Source organism: Arsenicibacter rosenii (genome assembly GCF_001870735.1).
Taxonomy (GTDB): domain Bacteria; phylum Bacteroidota; class Bacteroidia; order Cytophagales; family Spirosomataceae; genus Arsenicibacter; species Arsenicibacter rosenii.
This window is the reverse complement of sequence record NZ_MORL01000027.1, coordinates 44,618-63,085: the sequence shown is the minus strand read 5'-3', so window position 1 is coordinate 63,085 and position 18,468 is coordinate 44,618. Positions and strand designations below refer to the sequence as shown.

Genomic DNA, 18,468 nt, shown 5'->3' with positions numbered 1-18,468 from the left:
AGCCTCACGCCGTACGCGAGGCCGGGCGGCTTGTCAATTTATGCTTTGGCTATTAGATTTGGTAGTTCATTAACCACCCATCGCTATGTTGCGTATACCTGCCCTTCTCTGCCTGCTCATCACCGGCGGCTTGTTGCAGGCACAGTCTGTCAGGATTGCCGCGCTTACCGATTCCCTCCATACCTACTTACCGGAAAAAGGAGATGCCGAAAAACGGCACTGGCGCATTAGCGAACTGCGGGCCGCCCAGGCAAAAAAAAATACGGAGGGGGTCGGGGAAGCCTGCTATTTGCTGGGCAAATTTTACCAGGGCACCGGCGAACAGCGGATAGCCCGGTTCTGGTTTCTGCAATCCCTCCGCATTCGGGAGAAGCGGGGGCCATCCGAAGACCTGGTCAAGCTTTATATTCAGCTATCCGGCAATTATTCGGCCAGCTCCATGTCTGAGGAAAGCAAACAATATATCCTGATGGCCATGAACACGGCCCGGAAGATCCGTACCGCCGACTCAACCAGTGCGCTTAAAAGAGCCTATCTGATGATGGCGGGCCTCCATGCGATTGCCTGTCCGCAACCGCCGGTCAAAGACAGCGTTTACCAGGACTATAAAACCATGAATCAACGAGAGTTTGTTAATCCGGATGCGCTGGTCCGCTGGCCCTGGCTTTCGTGCGACAGTGCTACCTATTACAAGCGCTTAGCGGAGCAGAAACTCCGGATTTTAAACGTGACAGATTCAACCAAAAGTGATTTCTTTTTAAATATGGGTTTAAATGGTCCACAATTCATCCGGTATTTTGAGACCATGCTGAGACGATACCCTCATTTGAAAAAAACAGTTTCAGGCCTTACCAATCAAGCATCTCTCGCGCACGCTTACCTGAGCACAAACAACACTAAACGGGCTAAATTTCTGCTGGATGACGCGGTTATGCAGTATCATGCACATCGTCTGAATGCACCTGCTTTACTCCAGATGATTTATAGCAACTATGTTGTCTATTACCGCCTGACGGGTGATTATCAACAAGCCTTTTATTATCAGAAACTAGCCTATGAATACCTGCTTACCAAGCTAAAAGAAGACCGGACCGCGGCCATCGCCCGGTTAGGTGTTGTATATGAGAGTGAGAAAAAAGACGCAAAAATCAAAAGCCAGCAGCAGTTACTCGAAGCCACAAACCGTGCGCTGGTAGCCGAAAAAAGCCTGAAAACCAGCCTGACCGGCGGTCTGGCCGTTGCGCTGGCATTAGTTGCCGTGCTCTGGTATCTGTATCGCAAAAACCGGCAGATCAGCCGGCAGAAGGCCGAACTGGTAAAAGAGCAAAGTCACCGGGTGCGTAATAATTTACAGGTCATCTCTGATCTCCTCACACTCCAGGCCGCCCGTCTTACTGACGAAACAGCCCTGAAAGCCGTTTCTGAAAGCCAGCTCCGGATTCAGTCGATTCAGTTGCTCCACAAACGGCTGTATCTTCAGCCCGAACACACCGTAGACGCTGATTTGTCCGTATACATTCCCGAGGTAGTCGGGCAGATTCTGGCGACTTATGGCTTGCGGACATTATCCCCGGTATATACAATCCATACCACGTGGTTATCGGCCGATCAGACCCTGCCGCTGGGTATCATTCTGACCGAGGTTGTTACCAATGCCTGCAAGTATGCATTCGACGGCCATCCGGCGCCATCACTGGCGATCCGGCTTAGCGAAGCGGAGAATCACCTGCAGCTAACGGTGCAGGATAACGGTCCGGGACTGGCGGAGAGCCCGCAACAGAAACGATCATACGGCTTCCGGCTGATTGACATGCAGGTCAGGCAGTTACATGGTCAATATCACTTCAGTCAGGATAACGGTGCAGTCTTTACCATGCGTTTTCCCGCTCACGGCTGAGCGCCGCCTAATTTGTTCCGGCAACCAGCTCATTGTTCAGAATCAATGAAATCGCCATACCGGCAACGATCCCCGAAATAATCAGCCGCCAGTCGTGTTTTTTAACGGGTAGCCGCTCAACAGCTACATACGTAATGGCTAAAACCATGGCTACGATGACCAATTGCCCAAGCTCCAGGCCGATATTAAACGCCAGCAACGGCTGTACAATATCGGCTTCGGTCCCGAGCAGGCTGCGCAGGTAATTAGAAAAGCCCATACCATGAATGAGCCCGAAGAGCAGCGCCAGCGAATAGCGTACTGTGTCCCGCTGCGAGGCACGGGTCGCAAACGGGCTGCGGCGGTCCTGATAAAAGAAGTTCGATACGGCGGTAATCAGAATGGTTATCGGAATCAGCAACTCAATAACCTTCGTGTTATAGTCAATGAGTTGAAGCGTCGCCAGGGCCAGGGTAATGGAGTGCCCGATGGTAAAAGCCGTTACCAGAATAAGAACCTGTTTCCACTGCCGTAATGTATAAATGGCACACAGCGCAATAACGAATAAAATATGGTCGTAGCCACCCGGATCGGTAATATGGTCAAAGCCCAGACCGAGATAGATAAAGAAATCAGACATGTAAGCAGAAAATAGGGGTCTTATATAGTTGACTAACTGCGGTATACCGGGCTAGCGGTCGATTTCACCCATCACGATATCCAGTGACCCCAGAATCGCAATCAGGTCGGCAATCATAGTTCCTTTTGAAATTTCACCGATCACAGACAGGTTATGGAATGAACAAGCCCGGCATTTGCATCTGACAGGTACATCCGCCCGCCCGTCGGTCCGGAAAAAAAAGCCCAGCTCGCCTTTTGCACTTTCGCCCCGTACATAAATATCCATTGCTTTCGGACGGATTTTTTTGGGCAACAGGGCATGCGGGTCAAAATCGCGGGTCCGCTTCAGGTCGGTTGTGAGCCGGTCGAGGCATTGTTCGACAATCCGCAGCGACTCCCAACACTCCTGCACCCGTACGTAGTTCCGGTCCCAGCAATCGCCCACTGTCCCGGCCTGTCCGGTCCCGACCGGAATATCGAACTCCAGCTCCGGATAGACCGAATACCCGTCAACCCTGCGCAGGTCATAGCGCAGGCCCGATCCGCGGAGTACCGGCCCCGTACAACCGTAGTTGATCGCTACCGGCAGGGGCAGAATACCGACATTGGCCGTACGTTTGACAAAAATTTCGTTTTCGATAACCAGTTGCTGGAGCTCTCTGAGTTTTGGTTTCAGGTAAGCGACGAATTCGCGGCACCGTTCTTCAAATCCTACGGGCAAATCATAAAAAAGGCCACCCACCCAGATGTAATTGTATAACATGCGGGCCCCGCTTACCCATTCAAACATCCGGAGCAGGTGTTCGCGGTCGCGTACCAGCCACAGAAACGGCGTGTAGGCCCCGATATCCAGCGCGTAGGTACCGATGGCAATAAAGTGCGAACCAATCCGGTTGAGTTCGGCCATCAGTACACGGATGTATTCGATACGGGGCGGAATATCGCCCTGAATGCCCAGCATTTTTTCAACACCCATGGCCCAGATGTGCTCGCCGTTCATCGCGGCCAGATAATCCAGCCGGTCAACAAACGGAATAGCCTGGTTAAACGGCAACGACTGAGCATGCGCTTCAAAGCAGCGGTGCAGATAGCCGATATGCGGAACGGCATCGACGATAATCTCCCCGTCGGTTATGACTTCGAGCCGCAAAACGCCGTGGGTCGACGGGTGCTGCGGGCCCATGTTCAGAATCATCTGCCCTTCCGACAACCGTGCGGCATCATACGCATTAGGTTCTGATGCCCACAGGTGACCGGGTGCGTATTCGTATTCAATCGTTGTTTGTGTTGCCATACGTTTTCAATCGGACAAAGGTAATGCCTGACGCGCAAGAATGGCGAGTTAATCCCGTAAGTTATACGCAGATGCAGGAAGGCTGGCTGTAAGGTGCTTACGCTCATGACATTTTCTGAAAAGTTTTTGGGATAGTCTTTCCTTTTGCTTATCTTTGCGCTCCTATCGGGAAAATGACGTACAGAAATGGCAAAGAAAGGCAATAGAGTACAGGTAATTCTGGAATGCACAGAGCAGAAAGATAGCGGTGTACCTGGTATCTCACGGTACATTACCACAAAAAACCGCAAAAATACGCCGGCTCGTATCGAGCGTAAGAAATATAACCCATTCTTGAAACGGGTAACGTTACACAAAGAAATTAAATAAGTTGTCATAGTGGCAAGTGGTTTGTAACCAGCATTCTGATTACCAGCCACTCCCACTCGATTTAACCAACACAAACAATGGCAAAGAAAGTAGTTGCAACCCTGAAGACGAAGGACAACGGCAAGGCTTTTGCTAAAATCATCAAGGCCGTTAAGTCGCCTAAAACCGGCGCTTATACCTTCAAGGAAGAAATGGTTCCGGTTGACGACGTACAGAACGCGCTGAAAAGCTAGTTCTTAATCAACCTGTACGCACATGAAAGTCCCCCGAAGGGACTTTTTTTATTGTACTTTTGTTAAACATTGCGACAGAAAACAGGCCGAAATGGCCAATTGCATGCCTGCAAGTCAACCAAAAGCTGCTACATATTAACCTCGGACTGAACAATGGCACTATTCGGTTTCTTCTCGAAAGAAAAAAAAGAATCGCTCGACAAAGGGCTGGAGAAATCAAAGGAAAGTTTTTTCTCCAAATTAGGCCGGGCGGTTGTCGGTAAGTCAAAAGTAGATGATGAAGTTCTGGACGAGCTGGAAGAAGTACTGATTACCTCGGACGTTGGGATCGAAACGACCGTCAAGATCATTCGCCGGATTGAAGAACGCGTTGCCCGCGATAAATACCTGGGCACCGACGAGCTGGACCGGATTCTGCGCGAAGAGATTGCCGCGCTCCTCGCCGACGTTGATAAGCAAACAAACACACCCACTCAGGATGACTTTTCTCTGCCAGCCACCAAAACCCCTTATGTAATCATGGTAGTAGGTGTCAACGGCGTTGGCAAAACCACAACCATCGGGAAACTGGCGGCGCAGTACCACAAGCGCGGCTACAAAGTTGTATTGGGCGCCGGCGATACCTTCCGCGCGGCGGCGGTCGACCAGCTCAAACTCTGGGGTAATCGTGTCGGTGTGCCGGTCATTGAACATGGTATGAATACTGACCCGTCGGCGGTAGCTTTCGACGCAGTAAAAAAAGCGGTTGAGATGCAGGCCGATGTCGTGATTATCGATACAGCAGGGCGTCTGCACACCAAAGTTAACCTGATGAACGAGCTGACTAAAATCAAGCGCGTCATGCAGAAATTCCTGCCCGAAGCCCCGCATGAAGTGCTGCTGGTGCTGGACGGTTCAACCGGTCAGAACGCGTTTATTCAGGCGACTGAGTTTACCAAGGCAACCGACGTTACGGCACTGGCCATTACTAAACTGGATGGTACGGCCAAGGGTGGCGTCGTGATCGGCATTTCGGATCAGTTCCGGATTCCGGTGAAATACATTGGCGTCGGCGAAAAAATCGAAGATTTACAAACATTCAACAAGATGGAGTTTGTGGATTCGTTTTTTAAGAAGTGATGTAAACAGACTGATTATGGCGACTGTAGTGGATATTAATTCCATCAATAGCGACGTGACTCATATGCTGAAACAACTCTACGGAGACCGGTTAGCCAGCATCATACTGTATGGTTCGTACGCAAGGGGCGATTTTCAGGAAGACTCAGATGTAGATTATCTGGTTCTTCTGGAAGATCACACTGTCTCTCCTCATAAAGAAGTCAGCCGATACTCCTCTGTACTTAGCCATTATGTCGAAAACACGTCGGTTGATGTATCCATTGTCGTTATGGCCTATACCCAATTCATGAATACAAACCGGCTTTTTCATCGTCAGGTAAAAAAAGACGGGCTGGCAATCTATGAGCGAAGACCTCATTTTCAGCATACGTAAGGCCGAGGGATATCTTGAAAACGCCAAAGTCCTTGCGGCAACGCCATTTCCGAATGGTGCAATAAGCTCCAGTTACTATTGCTTCTTCTGGCTGGTTCGTGGTTTGCTGGCAGACAAGAACATTGTTACCAAAAGACATTCCTCTGCGCGTGAGATGTTTTCGCTTCACTTCATAAAGACCCGTGAAATCGCTGAGCGTTACAAAGATGACTTCAATGAGCTGTTTAACCACCGGCAAATTGTTGACTATGATGTAGATGGTGAATTTCCGCAAGAAGAGATCAATATGTGCATTCAAAAAGCTGAGGATTTTCTGAACTTCGTTAAAAGCAACTATGCATAACACCTGCCCGTCCCGTTGGGCCTGCAATCTGTCGGCCTGGCTTATTTTATTGGGTTTACTGGCAGGACTGGCCTGGACGGCCTCTGCTCAGACAACCGCCAAACCAACACGCAAACCGCTACAGGGTATTTGCGGTACAGTTACCGAACTGACCGGCAACCAGATGCCACGGATTACGGAAGACGGAAAAGATCCGAAAACCGGCAACGGCAAACGGGTAGTCCGTGACGTACTGATCTATCCGGTGCTGACTATACAACAGGCTCCAGCCAACAGCGAGGGGTTTATTGATTCGGTGCCCGGCATTAAACCGGTCAAAACCATAAAATCCGACGGTAGCGGTACATTCTGCGCCTATGGCTTAGCGCCTGGCCTCTACTCCCTCCTGGTCCGTGAACCAAAGGGCTTATACGCCAATCAGTTCGATGATAAAAACCGGATTTTTCCTGTACGCGTAACGAAACGCAAGGTCACGCAAACAGAGATTACCATTTCACATCAGGCGGCCTTCTGAAAATAACTCCAGGAAGCCTGAAACTTCCTGGAGTTATTTTTCAGAAGCTACGCGTTCAGTTTCTTCACATTCTCAATACTGATTGCAATCGACTCCAGCGGCGGGCGTTTGCACACATCCTGTTCCACAAAGAAGTGCTTCATACCAGCCAGCTTGCTGTTATTCAGGATACGCTGAAAATCAATTGAGCCGGTACCGACTTCGGCAAATTCCCGCTTTTCGGTTTTCGCAACGTCTTTGAAGTGCAGCAACGGGAAACGGCCCGGATTCTGCTTAAACAGCTCAACCGGATCTTTACCGGCATATACTACCCAATACAGGTCCAGCTCCATTTGTACCAGCTTCTTGTCGGTGCTCAGCAGAATATCATACGGCATCTGCCCCTCAAGCGGCATGAACTCAAAATCGTGGTTGTGGTACCCGAACTGGATACCATGCTTTTTGCAGACTTCACCGGCTTTGTTGAACAACTCCGCGTAGCCCTTATAGTCATCCAGCTTCTTGCGTTCGTCGGGGAACAGATAGGCACACATCATGTACTTCTGGCCTAATTCAGCAGCATCGGCGACGGCACGCTCCCAGTCGTTTTTCAGGGTGCCTTTCATATTCGGCATCTGTACACCAGCCAGGTAATGACCGCTGACCGCCTTCAGGCCCAGACCGCTCAGAATCGTCTTAAATTCTTTAGGGCTCTTGTTAAAAAATTTCCCGTCGGAATAACCAAACGTTTCGACTTCTTTATACCCCAGGTCAGCCACTTTTCTGAGCGTTCCTTCCAGGTCTTTCGGCAGCTGGTCGCGCAGTGTATAGAGCTGCAAGCCAATATTCTCAGGCGCTTTGGCCTGCGCATCCAGCTTAAAAAGCAAAGGAGAAGCCAGGGCCAGGGCACCGGCTTTCAGGAAACTCTGTCGTGAAATTTTTTCTGTCAGCATCATAGTATGTTAAGGAATTTGATAATCGGGTCAAAAAAATCCTTGCAAGGTACAAAAAACAGCTTTACGTACTAGTAACGGTTTGCCGTAAACTGATATTTTCCGGACCCTACCTGCACAATCACATATCCTTTTTCCTGACCGATCTGCCTGACGCCTTCTGCCGCACTCAGGGGCTTGCCTCCCTCCTGCACGCCCTCGGCACCGGCGGCCGGTATGTATACCTTCGCCGTGGTATTTGCCGGAATGTCGATGTCCAGTGTCAGTTTGCCATTTTCCGTTTTCCAGCCTGAACTCGCCGGACCGTAAGGTGTCTGCAAGTCGGCTTTAGCGGCCGTGAGCTTGCCGCCGATATGCGGCTGAATCCGGATTTTGTGGTAGCCGGGGCCGTCGTCTTCTGTATCCAGACCGGCTACAACCCGATACATCCAGTCGCCGATGGCACCGTATGCATAGTGATTATACGAGTTCATGCTCGGTGTCTGGAACGTACTGTCCGGTTTGATACCGTCCCAGCGTTCCCAAATGGTGGTTGCGCCCATCTTTACCGGATACAGCCACGACGGGTAGCTTTCCTGCATCAGCAGGGCATACGCCACATCGTCGTGTCCGAACCGGCTCAGCACATGGCAGAGGTAAGGCGTCCCCAGAAAGCCTGTCGTCAGGTGATTGCCATAACTCTTTACGTTATCAACGAGGCGTTGTGCCGTCGACGCCCGTAGCTCTTCGGGCAGCATGTCAAAATTCAGGGCCAGCACATAGGCTGTCTGCGTACTGGATACCAGCCGGCCATTCGATGTCATGTATTCGCGCCGGAACGCATCTTTCACCTCCTGTAACAGCCGGGAGTAGGTCTGTACATCGTCTGTTTTGCCCAGCACTTTTGCCGTATTAATCAGCAACTGCGTTGAATGAGCAAAAAAGCATTGTGCGATCAGGTATTTATCCGTCACCGCCGCCCGGCCATCGTTATCATCGAACGGGCGGTAGAAAAGCCAGTCACCGAAATGGAAGCCGGAGGCCCAGACCGGCGCACCGGCCGCATCTTTTTTACTTTCTTTCTGCATGTAGCCGACCCATGCCTTCATACTGGGGTACTGTTGTTCCAGTATCCGTTTGTCGCCGTAAGCCAGATACATATTCCACGGTGCAATCGTGGCCACATCGGCCCAGCCGGTACTGCCCACGGCACCTTTACCCAGTACATTGGGCACCACAAACGGCACCGATCCGTTCGGCAGCTGATCGGCGGCAACGTCTTTCAGCCACTTGGCAAAGAAGTTTTCTACGCCAAAGTTGAACGCAGCCGTCCGTGAAAAGGCCTGAGCATCGCCTGTCCAGCCCAGCCGCTCATCACGCTGCGGACAGTCGGTTGGTACATCAAGGAAGTTGCCACGCTGCCCCCACTGGATATTTTTCTGCAACTGATTAATCAGCGGATTTGATGATGTAAACTGCCCCGTCAGGTTCATGTCGGAATACAGCACGACTGCCAGAAAGTTTTCCGGTTTCAGGTCGCCCATCCCTTCGACTTTGATATACCGGAAACCCTGCCACGTAAAGTGCGGCTCAAACTTTTCAAAACCATCAGCGGCTGGTTTTCCTTTCAGCACGTATTTGTTCTGACAAACGGCCGCCCGCAGGTTCTCGGTGTAGAAATTACCTTTTTTATCGAGCACTTCGGCATGCGAGAGCGTAATCGTATCACCCGCCTTCCCATTGACACGGACAACAACCCAGCCCACCAGATTCTGGCCGAAATCAACGACCTGTTCACCCTTTGGTGTGCGTATGATGTTAACCGGCTGGAACGTTTCGCGTTTCCGGACCGGCTCGTTATAGGTAGCGACCAGGTGATTTTTAGCATAGTCATGCACCCGTACGCCCGACCAGTCTGCATCTTTATAGCCCGCGCGGTTCCAGCCATCCTTCTCCATCCGGGCATCATAAATTTCTCCGTTATAGATTTCCGACGACCGGATTGGCCCCGCCGAGGTTGATTTCCAGCTGTTGTCGGATACAATGCGCTCGGTTGTACCATCGGAATAGGTTATCTCTAGCTGACACAGCAAGGCCACATCGTTACCGAAGTAGTTTTTCTGGCCGCTAAATCCGATAAACCCGCGATACCAGCCATTACCCAGCGTTACCCCAATGGCGTTCGCCCCCTGTTTCAGCAGTTTTGTCACGTCGTAAACCTGATATTGCAGCCGTTTGCCGTAGGTTGTCCAGCCAGGTGTCAGAAACGCATCGCCGACCCGTTCGCCGTTGAGCTGGGCCCAGTACATGCCGTGAGCGGTCAGGTAGGCTGTGGCCTTCCGGATGGGCTTGCGGGCTGTAAACTCCTTGCGGAACATCGGACTCGGGCGCAGCGTACTGTCTTCGACATAGCCCGGCCCGATCCAGCTCGCTTTCCAGTCGGTTTCCTTCAGCAGTGCCATCTGAAACCAGGCCGGTGCGCTCCAGGCCGATGCCTGTCCGGTGTTGTCATAGACCCGTACCTGCCAATAGTACCGTTCGCCCGATTGCAGGGGCTTCCCGGCATAGGCAACGTGTACGGATGAATCCGAAGCCACCTTGCCTGTATTCCAGACGGCACCCTTCGCCAGCGCTTTGTCATCAGTACTTACCCGGATTTCATAGGCGGTTTGCAGTACATTACGGCGGGTCGACGTCAGCTGCCAGCTAAATCGCGGCTGTACCACATCCAGGCCGAGCGGATTAGACAGGTTTTCGCAGCGCAGGTTTTGTACGCCTGTTTGCGCCCATACGACCGTATGGACCACATAAAATAAAAGGGTGAAAAGGGATACTTTTTTCATTGGGGCTCGATTTAGGAAATCAATGAGAAAAGAACCATTTATTTCGCTCCTACTGCAAGCAAGAAAACCACGAAGACAGGAAGGCAGGAAGGAGCACGAAGTTTTCTTGATGCCCCCCTCCGGCTTATCCTTTGTGCTACTTACCGGCTTACCGGCTTCGTGGTTTACCGCTGAATCACAGCTTAAATTCTTCCGTAAAAGGCTGACTGTTAAAAAAAATCTGTACTTTTGCGGTCAATTTCTTAAATAAGTAACTGAAAAATTATGAAAATCGCAGTCGTAGGGGCTACCGGCCTGGTCGGTGGCGAGATGCTGAAGGTGTTGGAAGAACGTAACTTCCCCGTAACAGAACTTATTCCGGTCGCTTCGGAGCGGTCAGTAGGTAAACAGGTTACGTTTAAGGGTAAACAGTTTACGGTCGTTAGCTTTGAAGATGCCATCGCTGCCAAACCCGCGATTGCCATTTTTTCAGCCGGTGGCGGTACTTCACTGGCCCTGGCACCCAAATTTGCCGAAGCCGGTATTACCGTAATCGACAACTCATCGGCGTGGCGTATGGACCCGACCAAAAAACTGGTAGTGCCTGAAGTAAACGCCGACACGCTTACTGCCGAAGACAAAATCATTGCGAACCCCAACTGTTCGACCATTCAGATGGTAGTGGTCCTGAAACCACTCCACGAACAATATAAAATCAAGCGTGTTGTTGTATCAACCTACCAGTCGGTAACCGGTACCGGTAAGGCTGCCGTTGATCAGCTGTACGCTGAGCGTACAGGCGACGAAAGCGTGGCAAAAGTATATCCGCACCCGATCGACCTGAACGTGTTGCCGCACATCGACGTATTCCTCGACAATGGCTATACCAAAGAGGAAATGAAGATGGTGAAGGAAACCAACAAAATTATGGGCGACGATTCCATCCGCGTAACGGCGACAACGGTTCGTATCCCGACCATCGGCGGTCACTCAGAATCGGTGAATATCGAATTTGAAAACGATTTCGAACTGGATGAGGTACGTTCATTGCTGAGCTCAGCTGAAGGCGTAGTGTTGCAGGATGATCCGCAGAACAAAATTTACCCGATGCCGCTGACGGCTCATGGTAAAGATGAGGTTTTCGTAGGCCGTATCCGCCGCGATGAGAGCCAGCCAAACACCCTGAATCTGTGGATTGTAGCCGACAACCTCCGCAAAGGGGCCGCAACCAATGCCGTTCAGATTGCTGAATATCTGGTTAAACATGATCTGGTTAACTCAGCCGAAGCAGTGGCCTAAGTAAGCATGGTTCCGTATAGAAACGGCCCGTTACCGGATTGGTAACGGGCCGTTTTAGTTGTGCGTTTGGGTTTATTTCAGTTTTACCCGTACCGTGGCGCGGTTATAGCCGGCAAAACAGCCCAGACCACCATCAATATTTGATGGTATCGATACGGGTTCGGCAAAGGGATTACCGCTCGTAGCCGCTGCCAGATTAACCGCCTTCTGAAACCGGTAATAGGTCTCATCAATATGCAGCAGTACGGCCGTTAGCTGCGCCTGCCGGAAAGCCTTTGAGAACGTATTCATCTCCCCGCTGCCGGTCTGCGCCGGTTCGGTACTGATAAGTCCGTCTGCAGATTGCATCGCAGCAACTTTACCGGTCTGCCCACTCAGCAAATCGGCCGGACTTGCCTGCGTACCAAACTGCACCGGAACGCTTTCCCAGCTGGTGGCCGAAGCCGTGCTCTTGATGTACTGAAAAGCCCCGGCCGTCAGGTAGTAATGGGGTTGATCACCGGCATCCTGCCATTGATACCGGACCATGTACTGTTTTTGGCCGCCACTGGCTGCAGAGTCCAGCTGTACAGCCGATAAGGCAACCGGTTGCGGAATGGTGCAGGTACTCTGTACGCGTTGTCCCTCGGTGCTTGTTACGGTTACCGTATAAGTGCTTCCGGCTTTGACCGGCAGCTTGCGGGCACTTAGCTCATAATACATTTCTTTGCTGTTGTAGGTCAGTTTCGCCGATGTTTTTCCATCTGAAAGCATCACGGTAGCATTCGTCAGAATACTGCCGTTGAAGGTGCCACCCAACGGCGCCGAACGGCTCACCTTTACCGTTAACACCGAGTCCTGCGGCGACAAAAATCCGGTCACCACCAGCTTTGACGTCTGCTGATCCAGATTGCCCAGTACAACCTCTTCCTCAACCTGCGGCCGGCATCCGGTCAGAAACATGAATATACTGATGACAGAAATGATAACTCTCATTGGTCTTTTTTCATTTGCCACATAGATAAACTGATTTTCTCTTTGTGCTCTTATGCGGCTATGTGGTAAAAAATCAAAACTTAACCGAATAGCTCAGCGATGGCACAGCAGGAAACAATGAATACCGCCGGAGCACGGTTCTGGATACTTTGGTAACGGGATCTTTCTCGCTTTCCATGGCGTAGTAGAATGGATTTGCGCGGTTATAGGCATTGTACACCCCGATTTCCCAGGTCGATGTAAACCGTCGCCCCTGCCGCTGATACTGTAAACTCAGGTCGAGGCGATGATACGGCTCTGTCCGGAAGCTGTTCAGATCGCCGTAATCGCGGACAGTCACGTTTTTACTTAACCGGCTGGTCGATGATTCTGTACCAGTCGTTGGGCTCGGCACTACCTTGTTCGTATTCACGATGTAACGCGAAAGCGGTAAGGTCAGCGCCTGCCCGGTGCCATAAACCCAGATGGCCGATATCCGCAGGTGTTTGCTCAGATCGTACATACCTACTACCGACAGATTATGCCGGCGGTCGTAACGCGGGAAAAAGACGTTCCCGTTATTCAGCTCGTCAAACTGCCATTTCGTCCACGACAATGTGTAGCCCAGCCATCCCGACAACCGTCCGGTTTGCTTTTGCAGCATTACTTCGGTGCCATACGCCCAGCCCCGTCCAGGCGTCACATTTTGCTCCCAGTTGGCATTACCACTCAGGGGGTTCATAAATGTGGCTCCCTGACGCAGGCTGATGATCTGGTTCATGCGTTTATAATAGCCTTCAACGGTCAGCGTGAAGCCCCGCTGCCCCGATCTGGTACTGATGTCTTTGGCAAGGCCGGCCGCCACCTGCTCCGACTGCTGCGGGCTTACCTGTCTGGTGGTCGGTACCCAAAGGTCTGTCGGCAGGCCCGGACCGGTGTTCGACAGGATATGCACGTACTGATTCATGCGCGCATACGATGCCTTCAATGACCATTGGCGCGGCAACACATAGGCGACCGACAGCCGCGGTTCCGGCCGCAGATACCGTACGTCAGGATGGGCATAATGACTCAACCGCAACCCGGCCTGCACCCGCCATCGGGCATTGGGCGACCAGTTGTCTTCGGCATAAATACCGCTCTCCACGGCATTTGTCAGCTGCACGCCCCCCATAGCTTCATCGCCGGATGCATCCTGCACAACCGCCCCCGGCTTAAACCGATGCCAGGTACTTGCCGCCCCGAACCGGAGCTGATGCGTTGTTCCGGCCGACCAGTTCCAGTCGTATTTAAGCGTAATATCACGGATTGCCGAAAGATACTTCAGTTGAAACACCCGGCTGAGCGAGTCAAAGGCAACGCTCTCCTGATTAGCAACCTGCAATTGATAACTGCTGTAGGCCAGTGAAGCCGTTGACATAAGGCGCGCGGTATATTGGTGCTGCCACCGCAAGCTCCCAACTTTATTCCCCCAGTTGAGGGCCGATTTATAGGTGGTTGTATTCTGGAAACGGCTGCTGCTGAAATCATCATAGCCCGTATAGCCGCTCAGGCTTAGTTTGTCACGGTCTGTCAGTTGCCAGGTTAGCCTGGTGTTAATGTCGTAGAAATACGTTTTTGACACCATATTGCCCGGCTTTTGCTGCTGAATCAGGGACGACAGCAGACCATAGTAACTCCGGCGACCGGAGACCAGAAAAGTAGCGTTGCCCTTCGCAATCGGTCCGTCGAGCGTGAACCGCGAGGCAATCGCACCCACACTGCCCTGACCATGTATCCGGTCTTTGCTGCCCTCTTTCATGGTTGTTTCGATGACCGACGACAGCCGGCCGCCATAATTAGCCGGAAAGCCGCCTTTGGTCAGCGATACATGGCGGAGCACATCGCCATTAAATACGGAAAAAAAGCCGAACAGGTGACTGGGATTGTAGACAATGGCATCGTCGAGGAGAAACAGGTTCTGATCCGGTCCGCCACCTCTGACATACATATTGGTACTGCCTTCTGAGCTTTTCTGCACACCCGGCATGAGCTGAACCACCTTCAGTACATCCCGTTCGCCCAGTAACGCCGGAATTTTCGACAACTGATCGACCGGAACACTCAGCTGGCTCATGCCGGCCAGGTCACTGATTTTCGGAGCTGACACTGAACTTTTGACCACAATTTCCTGAAGCGTTTGCCCCGCCGTCAGCCAGACGTCTATAGCGGTTGTTCCAGAAACAGCCCTTGCCTGTGGTTCATAGCCTACTAAAGAAAACAGCAGCGTCAGCTCAGGACTCGTTGCCGGCTGGCTTTGTTTCAGATTGGCTTCGGCAAGCAGATCGGGCAGGTTGATACGGTAGTGGCCGTCGGCATCGGTCGTGGTTGCGTATTGCCGGCCACCCTTCGGCCGTCCATCCGGCTGCCGGGTGGCGGTTGTGTACACATTTACATTCGCCAGCGGCTTGTTGCTTTCGCGGTCGCGCACATACCCGCTCACGGTGCGGGGTGATTGCGCCATCGTTAATACACTGTAAAAGAGTATAATTACGGCAAAGAGCGTAGATTTTACACCCATTGTGTTTCTATTCTATATAGGACAAGTTACGTTTAGTAAAAATAATGAAAGATTTTGGAAACTAAATGCGCAAGTTCCGAACGGGTTACACTTTTTTATTCAACACTATATCAGCATATTAATATAATTCAGCAAGACTATTATATCAAGTCATTGGCCACGCGTAGAGACGCAATATATTGCGTCTCAGCCAGAGCAAACACAAAACCGTATGTAAAACGCAAGATGTTGCGTCTCTACGCGGGTATATCGAAAACAGAAGCCATATTTGTGCTTTATAACGTTCTACACGAGACGCAAAATTTTGCGTCTTTACACGCATCGCATCATGAATCCTGTTATTGAACTTCAGCAGCTTGAAAAATACTACGGTACCACCCATATTCTGAAAGGAATCGACCTGAGTGTGTCGGCCGGGCAGGTGATCGGCTATATCGGGCCAAACGGTGCCGGTAAATCAACAACCATCAAAATCCTGATCGGTCTTATCCCTGATTTTCTGGGGCAAGCCTCGGTGTTGGGCATGGACGTACGCAAGGATACGCTGGAGATCAAACGACGGATTGGCTACGTACCCGAACTGGCTTCTCTATACGACTCACTGACCCCGCTGGAATATTTACAGTTTATCGGTAAACTGCATAAGCTGGAACCAGCTATGGTCGAACGCCGGACCATGGATTTGCTGCGGCTTTTTAATCTGGAAGGCAATGCCAACGACCGTATGACAACGTTCTCAAAAGGAATGCGGCAGAAGGTACTGCTCATTTCGGGGCTGTTTCATAATCCCGATGTCGTCTTCCTCGATGAACCGCTTTCCGGCCTTGATGCCAATGCAGTGGTGCTCGTCAAGGAAATCATCCGGCAATTGGCCGATAGCGGAAAAACCATTTTCTACAGTTCTCACATCATGGACGTTGTGGAGCGGATTTCCGACCGTATTGTCATCATTAACCAGGGACAGGTTATTGCCAACGGCAGCTTCGAAGAGCTCAAGGAGCTGCGCGCCAGCGGCTCGCTCGAACAACTATTTACCCAACTGACCGGCAACGACGAACAGGTATCCATTGCCGGTGCGTTTGTACAGACCATCAACCAATAACCCGCCATTCCGACCTATGCAAGGTTTACTACTCATGATCCTGTCCTGGATGCGCCCCCTTTTCCGCAAGTTTGGCGCCGACCCGGATCAGGTGGAGGCCATCGTCGCCCTGAAAATTACCCTCGACAACCGCCGGACATATACGGCGTTCAGTCAGCAGCAGTATAAACAAAAAGACCGTTCGAACAGCTTCTGGCTGATGTTGCTGCTCTATGCGTTTATGGGTTCATTCGGTTGTGTGGTCCTGATCGGTGTCTACAATCAGGCTCCCATCTACGCGCTCAGCTTTTCGTTTGCTATTCCGATGCTGTTAGTCGGTATGGCCCTGATCAGTGATTTCTCCTCTGTGCTACTCGATTCGTCCGATAACGCGATCATTCTGCCATGCCCGGTCAATGGCCGTACACTGCTGATTGCCCGGATCACGCACATTTGCCTGTATCTGCTGCTGATGTCGATGGCATCCTCCATTGCCAGCGCCATAGTCATTGCCATCCGGTTCGGGGCAGGCTACAGCTTACTGTATATGGTCTTTGTGATGCTGAGCTCCCTGCTGGTTATCTTCCTGACTAACCTGCTTTATCTGCTGCTGATGCGGTTTACAAGCGAAGAAAAGCTACGGGAAGCCATCATGTATGTCCAGATCATTGTAGCCATTTTTTTCTACGCGGGTTATCAGGTACTACCGCGCATGATCAGCACCACGGATAATCTGATTCAGCTTAACGTGAAGTGGTGGCATTATCTGCTGCCTCCGGTATGGTTTGGGGGCAGTATGGAAGCGTTTCTGACGCCCGCTTTCGACCCGCTTCATCTTTCGCTGCTGGCTCTGGCCGTGCTGACTCCTTTTGCCGGCATCTGGGTGACCATTTCTTACCTGACACCGCTCTACAACCAGCGCATTGCCTCTATCGACGTTGACGCCCGCCCCACGCAAACCGGAACGCTGCCACAACACACAACCAGCCGAAGCGATGAGCTTGCCCGATGGCTCACCGGCAGCCCGCTCGAAGCCGCCGGTTTTGCGCTGACATGGCGCATTATGCTGCGCGACCGTCAGTTTAAGCTGCGGGCCTATCCGGCTATCGGCTATATGATCGTCTTGTTTTTCATGTTTGTCTGGCGTACAGGCAACAGCCTCGACGATAGCGACACCGGCAATTCGTTTGCCTCCATTCTGCCGCTGTATTTCTGTACCTTACTATTGGGAAATGCAATCAGTCTGCTTCGCTACTCTGAGCAGCATAAGGCCGCCTGGGTCTTTGTGAGCACTCCCCTGGAAGAGCCCGGCGAAGTAATGCTGGGGGCGGTCAAAGCGGCTATTGTTCAGCTGTTGTTACCGGTCCAGGTAGTGGTATCGGCCTACGTTCTGTACGTTGGCGGAATAAAATCCCTCGATGACGTGCTGCTAACCACCTTTGTTAACATCAGCATCGCGTTTCTGTATGCCATCGGCAATGGCTATTTTCTGCCCTTCTCATCGCCCATTGGTGAAATGACAAAGGGTGCGAACGTGGCCCGCACCCTGATCATTATGATGATGGTTGGCTTGCTTGGCCTGATGCACTGGGGCCTAAGCAAAGTACCTTACGGCGTCTGGGCCGGTATTCCGGTCATGGCTGGTATTGCCTACGCGCTGCTGGTACGCATCCGCAAGGCAGAATGGGCAAAATTTACGGTGTCGTAACGGGTTTGTACGAGACAAAGAACGTCAGCCAGGTCCGGCGGGCCAAACGGAAGAAATAAGGCGTCAATACAATCAGCGCGGGCACTAAGCCTGTCAGATAGTAATCGAGGTCCAGATTCAGCCAAAGGACAAACACGAAGAAGGTAGCGATGGTGAAAGCGGTATAAAACGCATAGCTCACAAACATTGATCCCCAGTAAAAGCCGGGTTCCGGTATTAACGACTGGTGGCAGTGCGGACAATGCGTGTGCATTTCGTCAAACTTACGGGTAAAGGCACTGGACTTTACAAAGAAGTCGCCTTCGTGACAACGAGGACACTTGTTGTACAAAACGCTATATAAAGGGCTATCTTTCAGCATGGCATTCAAGGATTAATGGTCTTCAGG

Annotated in this window: 17 protein-coding genes; 10 read left to right on the top strand and 7 right to left on the bottom strand. The window is 51.5% G+C overall.

All coding sequences use genetic code 11. From position 1 onward, the window contains the following. Window positions 1-85 precede the first annotated feature (85 nt). A complete protein-coding gene (locus BLX24_RS26320) occupies window positions 86-1,897 on the top strand; it encodes a sensor histidine kinase (protein WP_071506209.1) in 1,812 nt (603 codons plus the stop codon). Between the two features lie 7 nt (window positions 1,898-1,904). Here BLX24_RS26320 and BLX24_RS26315 read toward each other — a convergent pair whose 3' ends face one another. After that, a complete protein-coding gene (locus BLX24_RS26315) occupies window positions 1,905-2,516 on the bottom strand; it encodes a HupE/UreJ family protein (RefSeq protein ID WP_071506208.1) in 612 nt (203 codons plus the stop codon). 51 nt (window positions 2,517-2,567) lie between these two features. Beyond that, entirely contained in the window at window positions 2,568-3,791 is a 1,224-nt protein-coding gene (locus BLX24_RS26310; protein ID WP_071506207.1) for an NADH-quinone oxidoreductase subunit D, read from the bottom strand. A 186-nt stretch (window positions 3,792-3,977) separates the two neighbouring features. Between BLX24_RS26310 and rpmG the strand changes: the two genes are divergently transcribed. The 6 genes from rpmG to BLX24_RS26290 all read left to right on the top strand — a co-directional run bounded on the left by rpmG (window position 3,978) and on the right by BLX24_RS26290 (window position 6,745). Then, window positions 3,978-4,160, top strand: coding sequence for a 50S ribosomal protein L33 (gene rpmG, locus BLX24_RS26305; RefSeq protein ID WP_071506206.1), 183 nt, complete (start codon window positions 3,978-3,980; stop codon window positions 4,158-4,160). 77 nt (window positions 4,161-4,237) lie between these two features. Next, window positions 4,238-4,393, top strand: coding sequence for a DUF4295 domain-containing protein (locus BLX24_RS31845; RefSeq protein WP_083422194.1), 156 nt, complete (start codon window positions 4,238-4,240; stop codon window positions 4,391-4,393). Between the two features lie 153 nt (window positions 4,394-4,546). Beyond that, window positions 4,547-5,512, top strand: a complete 966-nt coding sequence (ftsY, locus tag BLX24_RS26300; RefSeq protein ID WP_071506205.1) for a signal recognition particle-docking protein FtsY — start codon at window positions 4,547-4,549, stop codon at window positions 5,510-5,512. A gap of 16 nt (window positions 5,513-5,528) precedes the next feature. After that, on the top strand, window positions 5,529-5,888 hold the full coding sequence (locus BLX24_RS31840; protein WP_083422193.1) for a nucleotidyltransferase domain-containing protein: 360 nt from the start codon (window positions 5,529-5,531) through the stop codon (window positions 5,886-5,888). Next, on the top strand, window positions 5,857-6,231 hold the full coding sequence (locus BLX24_RS26295) for a HEPN domain-containing protein (RefSeq protein ID WP_071506204.1): 375 nt from the start codon (window positions 5,857-5,859) through the stop codon (window positions 6,229-6,231). The genes BLX24_RS31840 and BLX24_RS26295 overlap by 32 nt, the downstream gene beginning before the upstream one ends. Continuing rightward, a complete protein-coding gene (locus BLX24_RS26290; RefSeq protein WP_071506203.1) occupies window positions 6,224-6,745 on the top strand; it encodes a hypothetical protein in 522 nt (173 codons plus the stop codon). The genes BLX24_RS26295 and BLX24_RS26290 overlap by 8 nt, the downstream gene beginning before the upstream one ends. A gap of 47 nt (window positions 6,746-6,792) precedes the next feature. On the opposite strand, the gene BLX24_RS26285 is transcribed toward BLX24_RS26290, so the two are convergent. Together BLX24_RS26285 and BLX24_RS26280 are read right to left on the bottom strand one after the other, a co-directional pair. Further along, window positions 6,793-7,680, bottom strand: a complete 888-nt coding sequence (locus BLX24_RS26285; RefSeq protein ID WP_071506202.1) for a sugar phosphate isomerase/epimerase family protein — start codon at window positions 7,678-7,680, stop codon at window positions 6,793-6,795. Between the two features lie 68 nt (window positions 7,681-7,748). After that, a complete protein-coding gene (locus BLX24_RS26280) occupies window positions 7,749-10,499 on the bottom strand; it encodes a family 78 glycoside hydrolase catalytic domain (RefSeq protein ID WP_071506201.1) in 2,751 nt (916 codons plus the stop codon). 264 nt (window positions 10,500-10,763) lie between these two features. Here BLX24_RS26280 and BLX24_RS26275 point away from each other — a divergent pair, with 264 nt between their 5' ends. Continuing rightward, window positions 10,764-11,777, top strand: a complete 1,014-nt coding sequence (locus BLX24_RS26275; protein ID WP_071506200.1) for an aspartate-semialdehyde dehydrogenase — start codon at window positions 10,764-10,766, stop codon at window positions 11,775-11,777. Window positions 11,778-11,849: 72 nt separating this feature from the next. Here BLX24_RS26275 and BLX24_RS26270 read toward each other — a convergent pair whose 3' ends face one another. Both BLX24_RS26270 and BLX24_RS26265 read right to left on the bottom strand, forming a co-directional pair. Further along, window positions 11,850-12,752: a DUF4249 domain-containing protein gene (locus BLX24_RS26270; RefSeq protein WP_083422192.1), complete on the bottom strand. Its 903-nt coding sequence runs from the start codon at window positions 12,750-12,752 to the stop codon at window positions 11,850-11,852. Window positions 12,753-12,825: 73 nt separating this feature from the next. After that, window positions 12,826-15,234, bottom strand: coding sequence for a TonB-dependent receptor (locus tag BLX24_RS26265; protein WP_071506223.1), 2,409 nt, complete (start codon window positions 15,232-15,234; stop codon window positions 12,826-12,828). 385 nt (window positions 15,235-15,619) lie between these two features. Between BLX24_RS26265 and BLX24_RS26260 the strand changes: the two genes are divergently transcribed. Continuing rightward, window positions 15,620-16,393, top strand: a complete 774-nt coding sequence (locus BLX24_RS26260; RefSeq protein WP_071506199.1) for an ABC transporter ATP-binding protein — start codon at window positions 15,620-15,622, stop codon at window positions 16,391-16,393. Window positions 16,394-16,409: 16 nt separating this feature from the next. Then, the gene (locus BLX24_RS26255; RefSeq protein ID WP_071506198.1) at window positions 16,410-18,080 is read left to right on the top strand and encodes a hypothetical protein; all 1,671 of its coding nucleotides are present in this window, start codon (window positions 16,410-16,412) and stop codon (window positions 18,078-18,080) included. Here the strand turns inward: BLX24_RS26255 and BLX24_RS26250 are convergent. Next, complete coding sequence (locus BLX24_RS26250) at window positions 18,067-18,333, bottom strand: DUF983 domain-containing protein (RefSeq protein WP_310590804.1); 267 nt, start codon at window positions 18,331-18,333, stop codon at window positions 18,067-18,069. The genes BLX24_RS26255 and BLX24_RS26250 overlap by 14 nt on opposite strands. Window positions 18,334-18,468: the final 135 nt, after the last annotated feature.

Excerpts from the sequence above, each read along its gene's own strand:
- BLX24_RS26280 (WP_071506201.1), bottom strand. The coding sequence starts at position 10,499 with ATGAAAAAAGTATCCCTTTTCACCCTTTTATTTTATGTGGTCCATACG.
- ftsY (WP_071506205.1), top strand. The coding sequence starts at position 4,547 with ATGGCACTATTCGGTTTCTTCTCGAAAGAAAAAAAAGAATCGCTCGAC.
- BLX24_RS26295 (WP_071506204.1), top strand. The coding sequence starts at position 5,857 with ATGAGCGAAGACCTCATTTTCAGCATACGTAAGGCCGAGGGATATCTT.
- BLX24_RS31845 (WP_083422194.1), top strand. The coding sequence starts at position 4,238 with ATGGCAAAGAAAGTAGTTGCAACCCTGAAGACGAAGGACAACGGCAAG.
- BLX24_RS26255 (WP_071506198.1), top strand. The coding sequence starts at position 16,410 with ATGCAAGGTTTACTACTCATGATCCTGTCCTGGATGCGCCCCCTTTTC.
- BLX24_RS26265 (WP_071506223.1), bottom strand. The coding sequence starts at position 15,234 with ATGGCGCAATCACCCCGCACCGTGAGCGGGTATGTGCGCGACCGCGAA.
- BLX24_RS26270 (WP_083422192.1), bottom strand. The coding sequence starts at position 12,752 with ATGAGAGTTATCATTTCTGTCATCAGTATATTCATGTTTCTGACCGGA.
- BLX24_RS26285 (WP_071506202.1), bottom strand. The coding sequence starts at position 7,680 with ATGATGCTGACAGAAAAAATTTCACGACAGAGTTTCCTGAAAGCCGGT.
- BLX24_RS26250 (WP_310590804.1), bottom strand. The coding sequence starts at position 18,333 with ATGCACACGCATTGTCCGCACTGCCACCAGTCGTTAATACCGGAACCC.
- BLX24_RS26260 (WP_071506199.1), top strand. The coding sequence starts at position 15,620 with ATGAATCCTGTTATTGAACTTCAGCAGCTTGAAAAATACTACGGTACC.
- BLX24_RS26320 (WP_071506209.1), top strand. The coding sequence starts at position 86 with ATGTTGCGTATACCTGCCCTTCTCTGCCTGCTCATCACCGGCGGCTTG.
- BLX24_RS26290 (WP_071506203.1), top strand. The coding sequence starts at position 6,224 with ATGCATAACACCTGCCCGTCCCGTTGGGCCTGCAATCTGTCGGCCTGG.
- BLX24_RS31840 (WP_083422193.1), top strand. The coding sequence starts at position 5,529 with ATGGCGACTGTAGTGGATATTAATTCCATCAATAGCGACGTGACTCAT.
- BLX24_RS26315 (WP_071506208.1), bottom strand. The coding sequence starts at position 2,516 with ATGTCTGATTTCTTTATCTATCTCGGTCTGGGCTTTGACCATATTACC.
- rpmG (WP_071506206.1), top strand. The coding sequence starts at position 3,978 with ATGGCAAAGAAAGGCAATAGAGTACAGGTAATTCTGGAATGCACAGAG.
- BLX24_RS26310 (WP_071506207.1), bottom strand. The coding sequence starts at position 3,791 with ATGGCAACACAAACAACGATTGAATACGAATACGCACCCGGTCACCTG.
- BLX24_RS26275 (WP_071506200.1), top strand. The coding sequence starts at position 10,764 with ATGAAAATCGCAGTCGTAGGGGCTACCGGCCTGGTCGGTGGCGAGATG.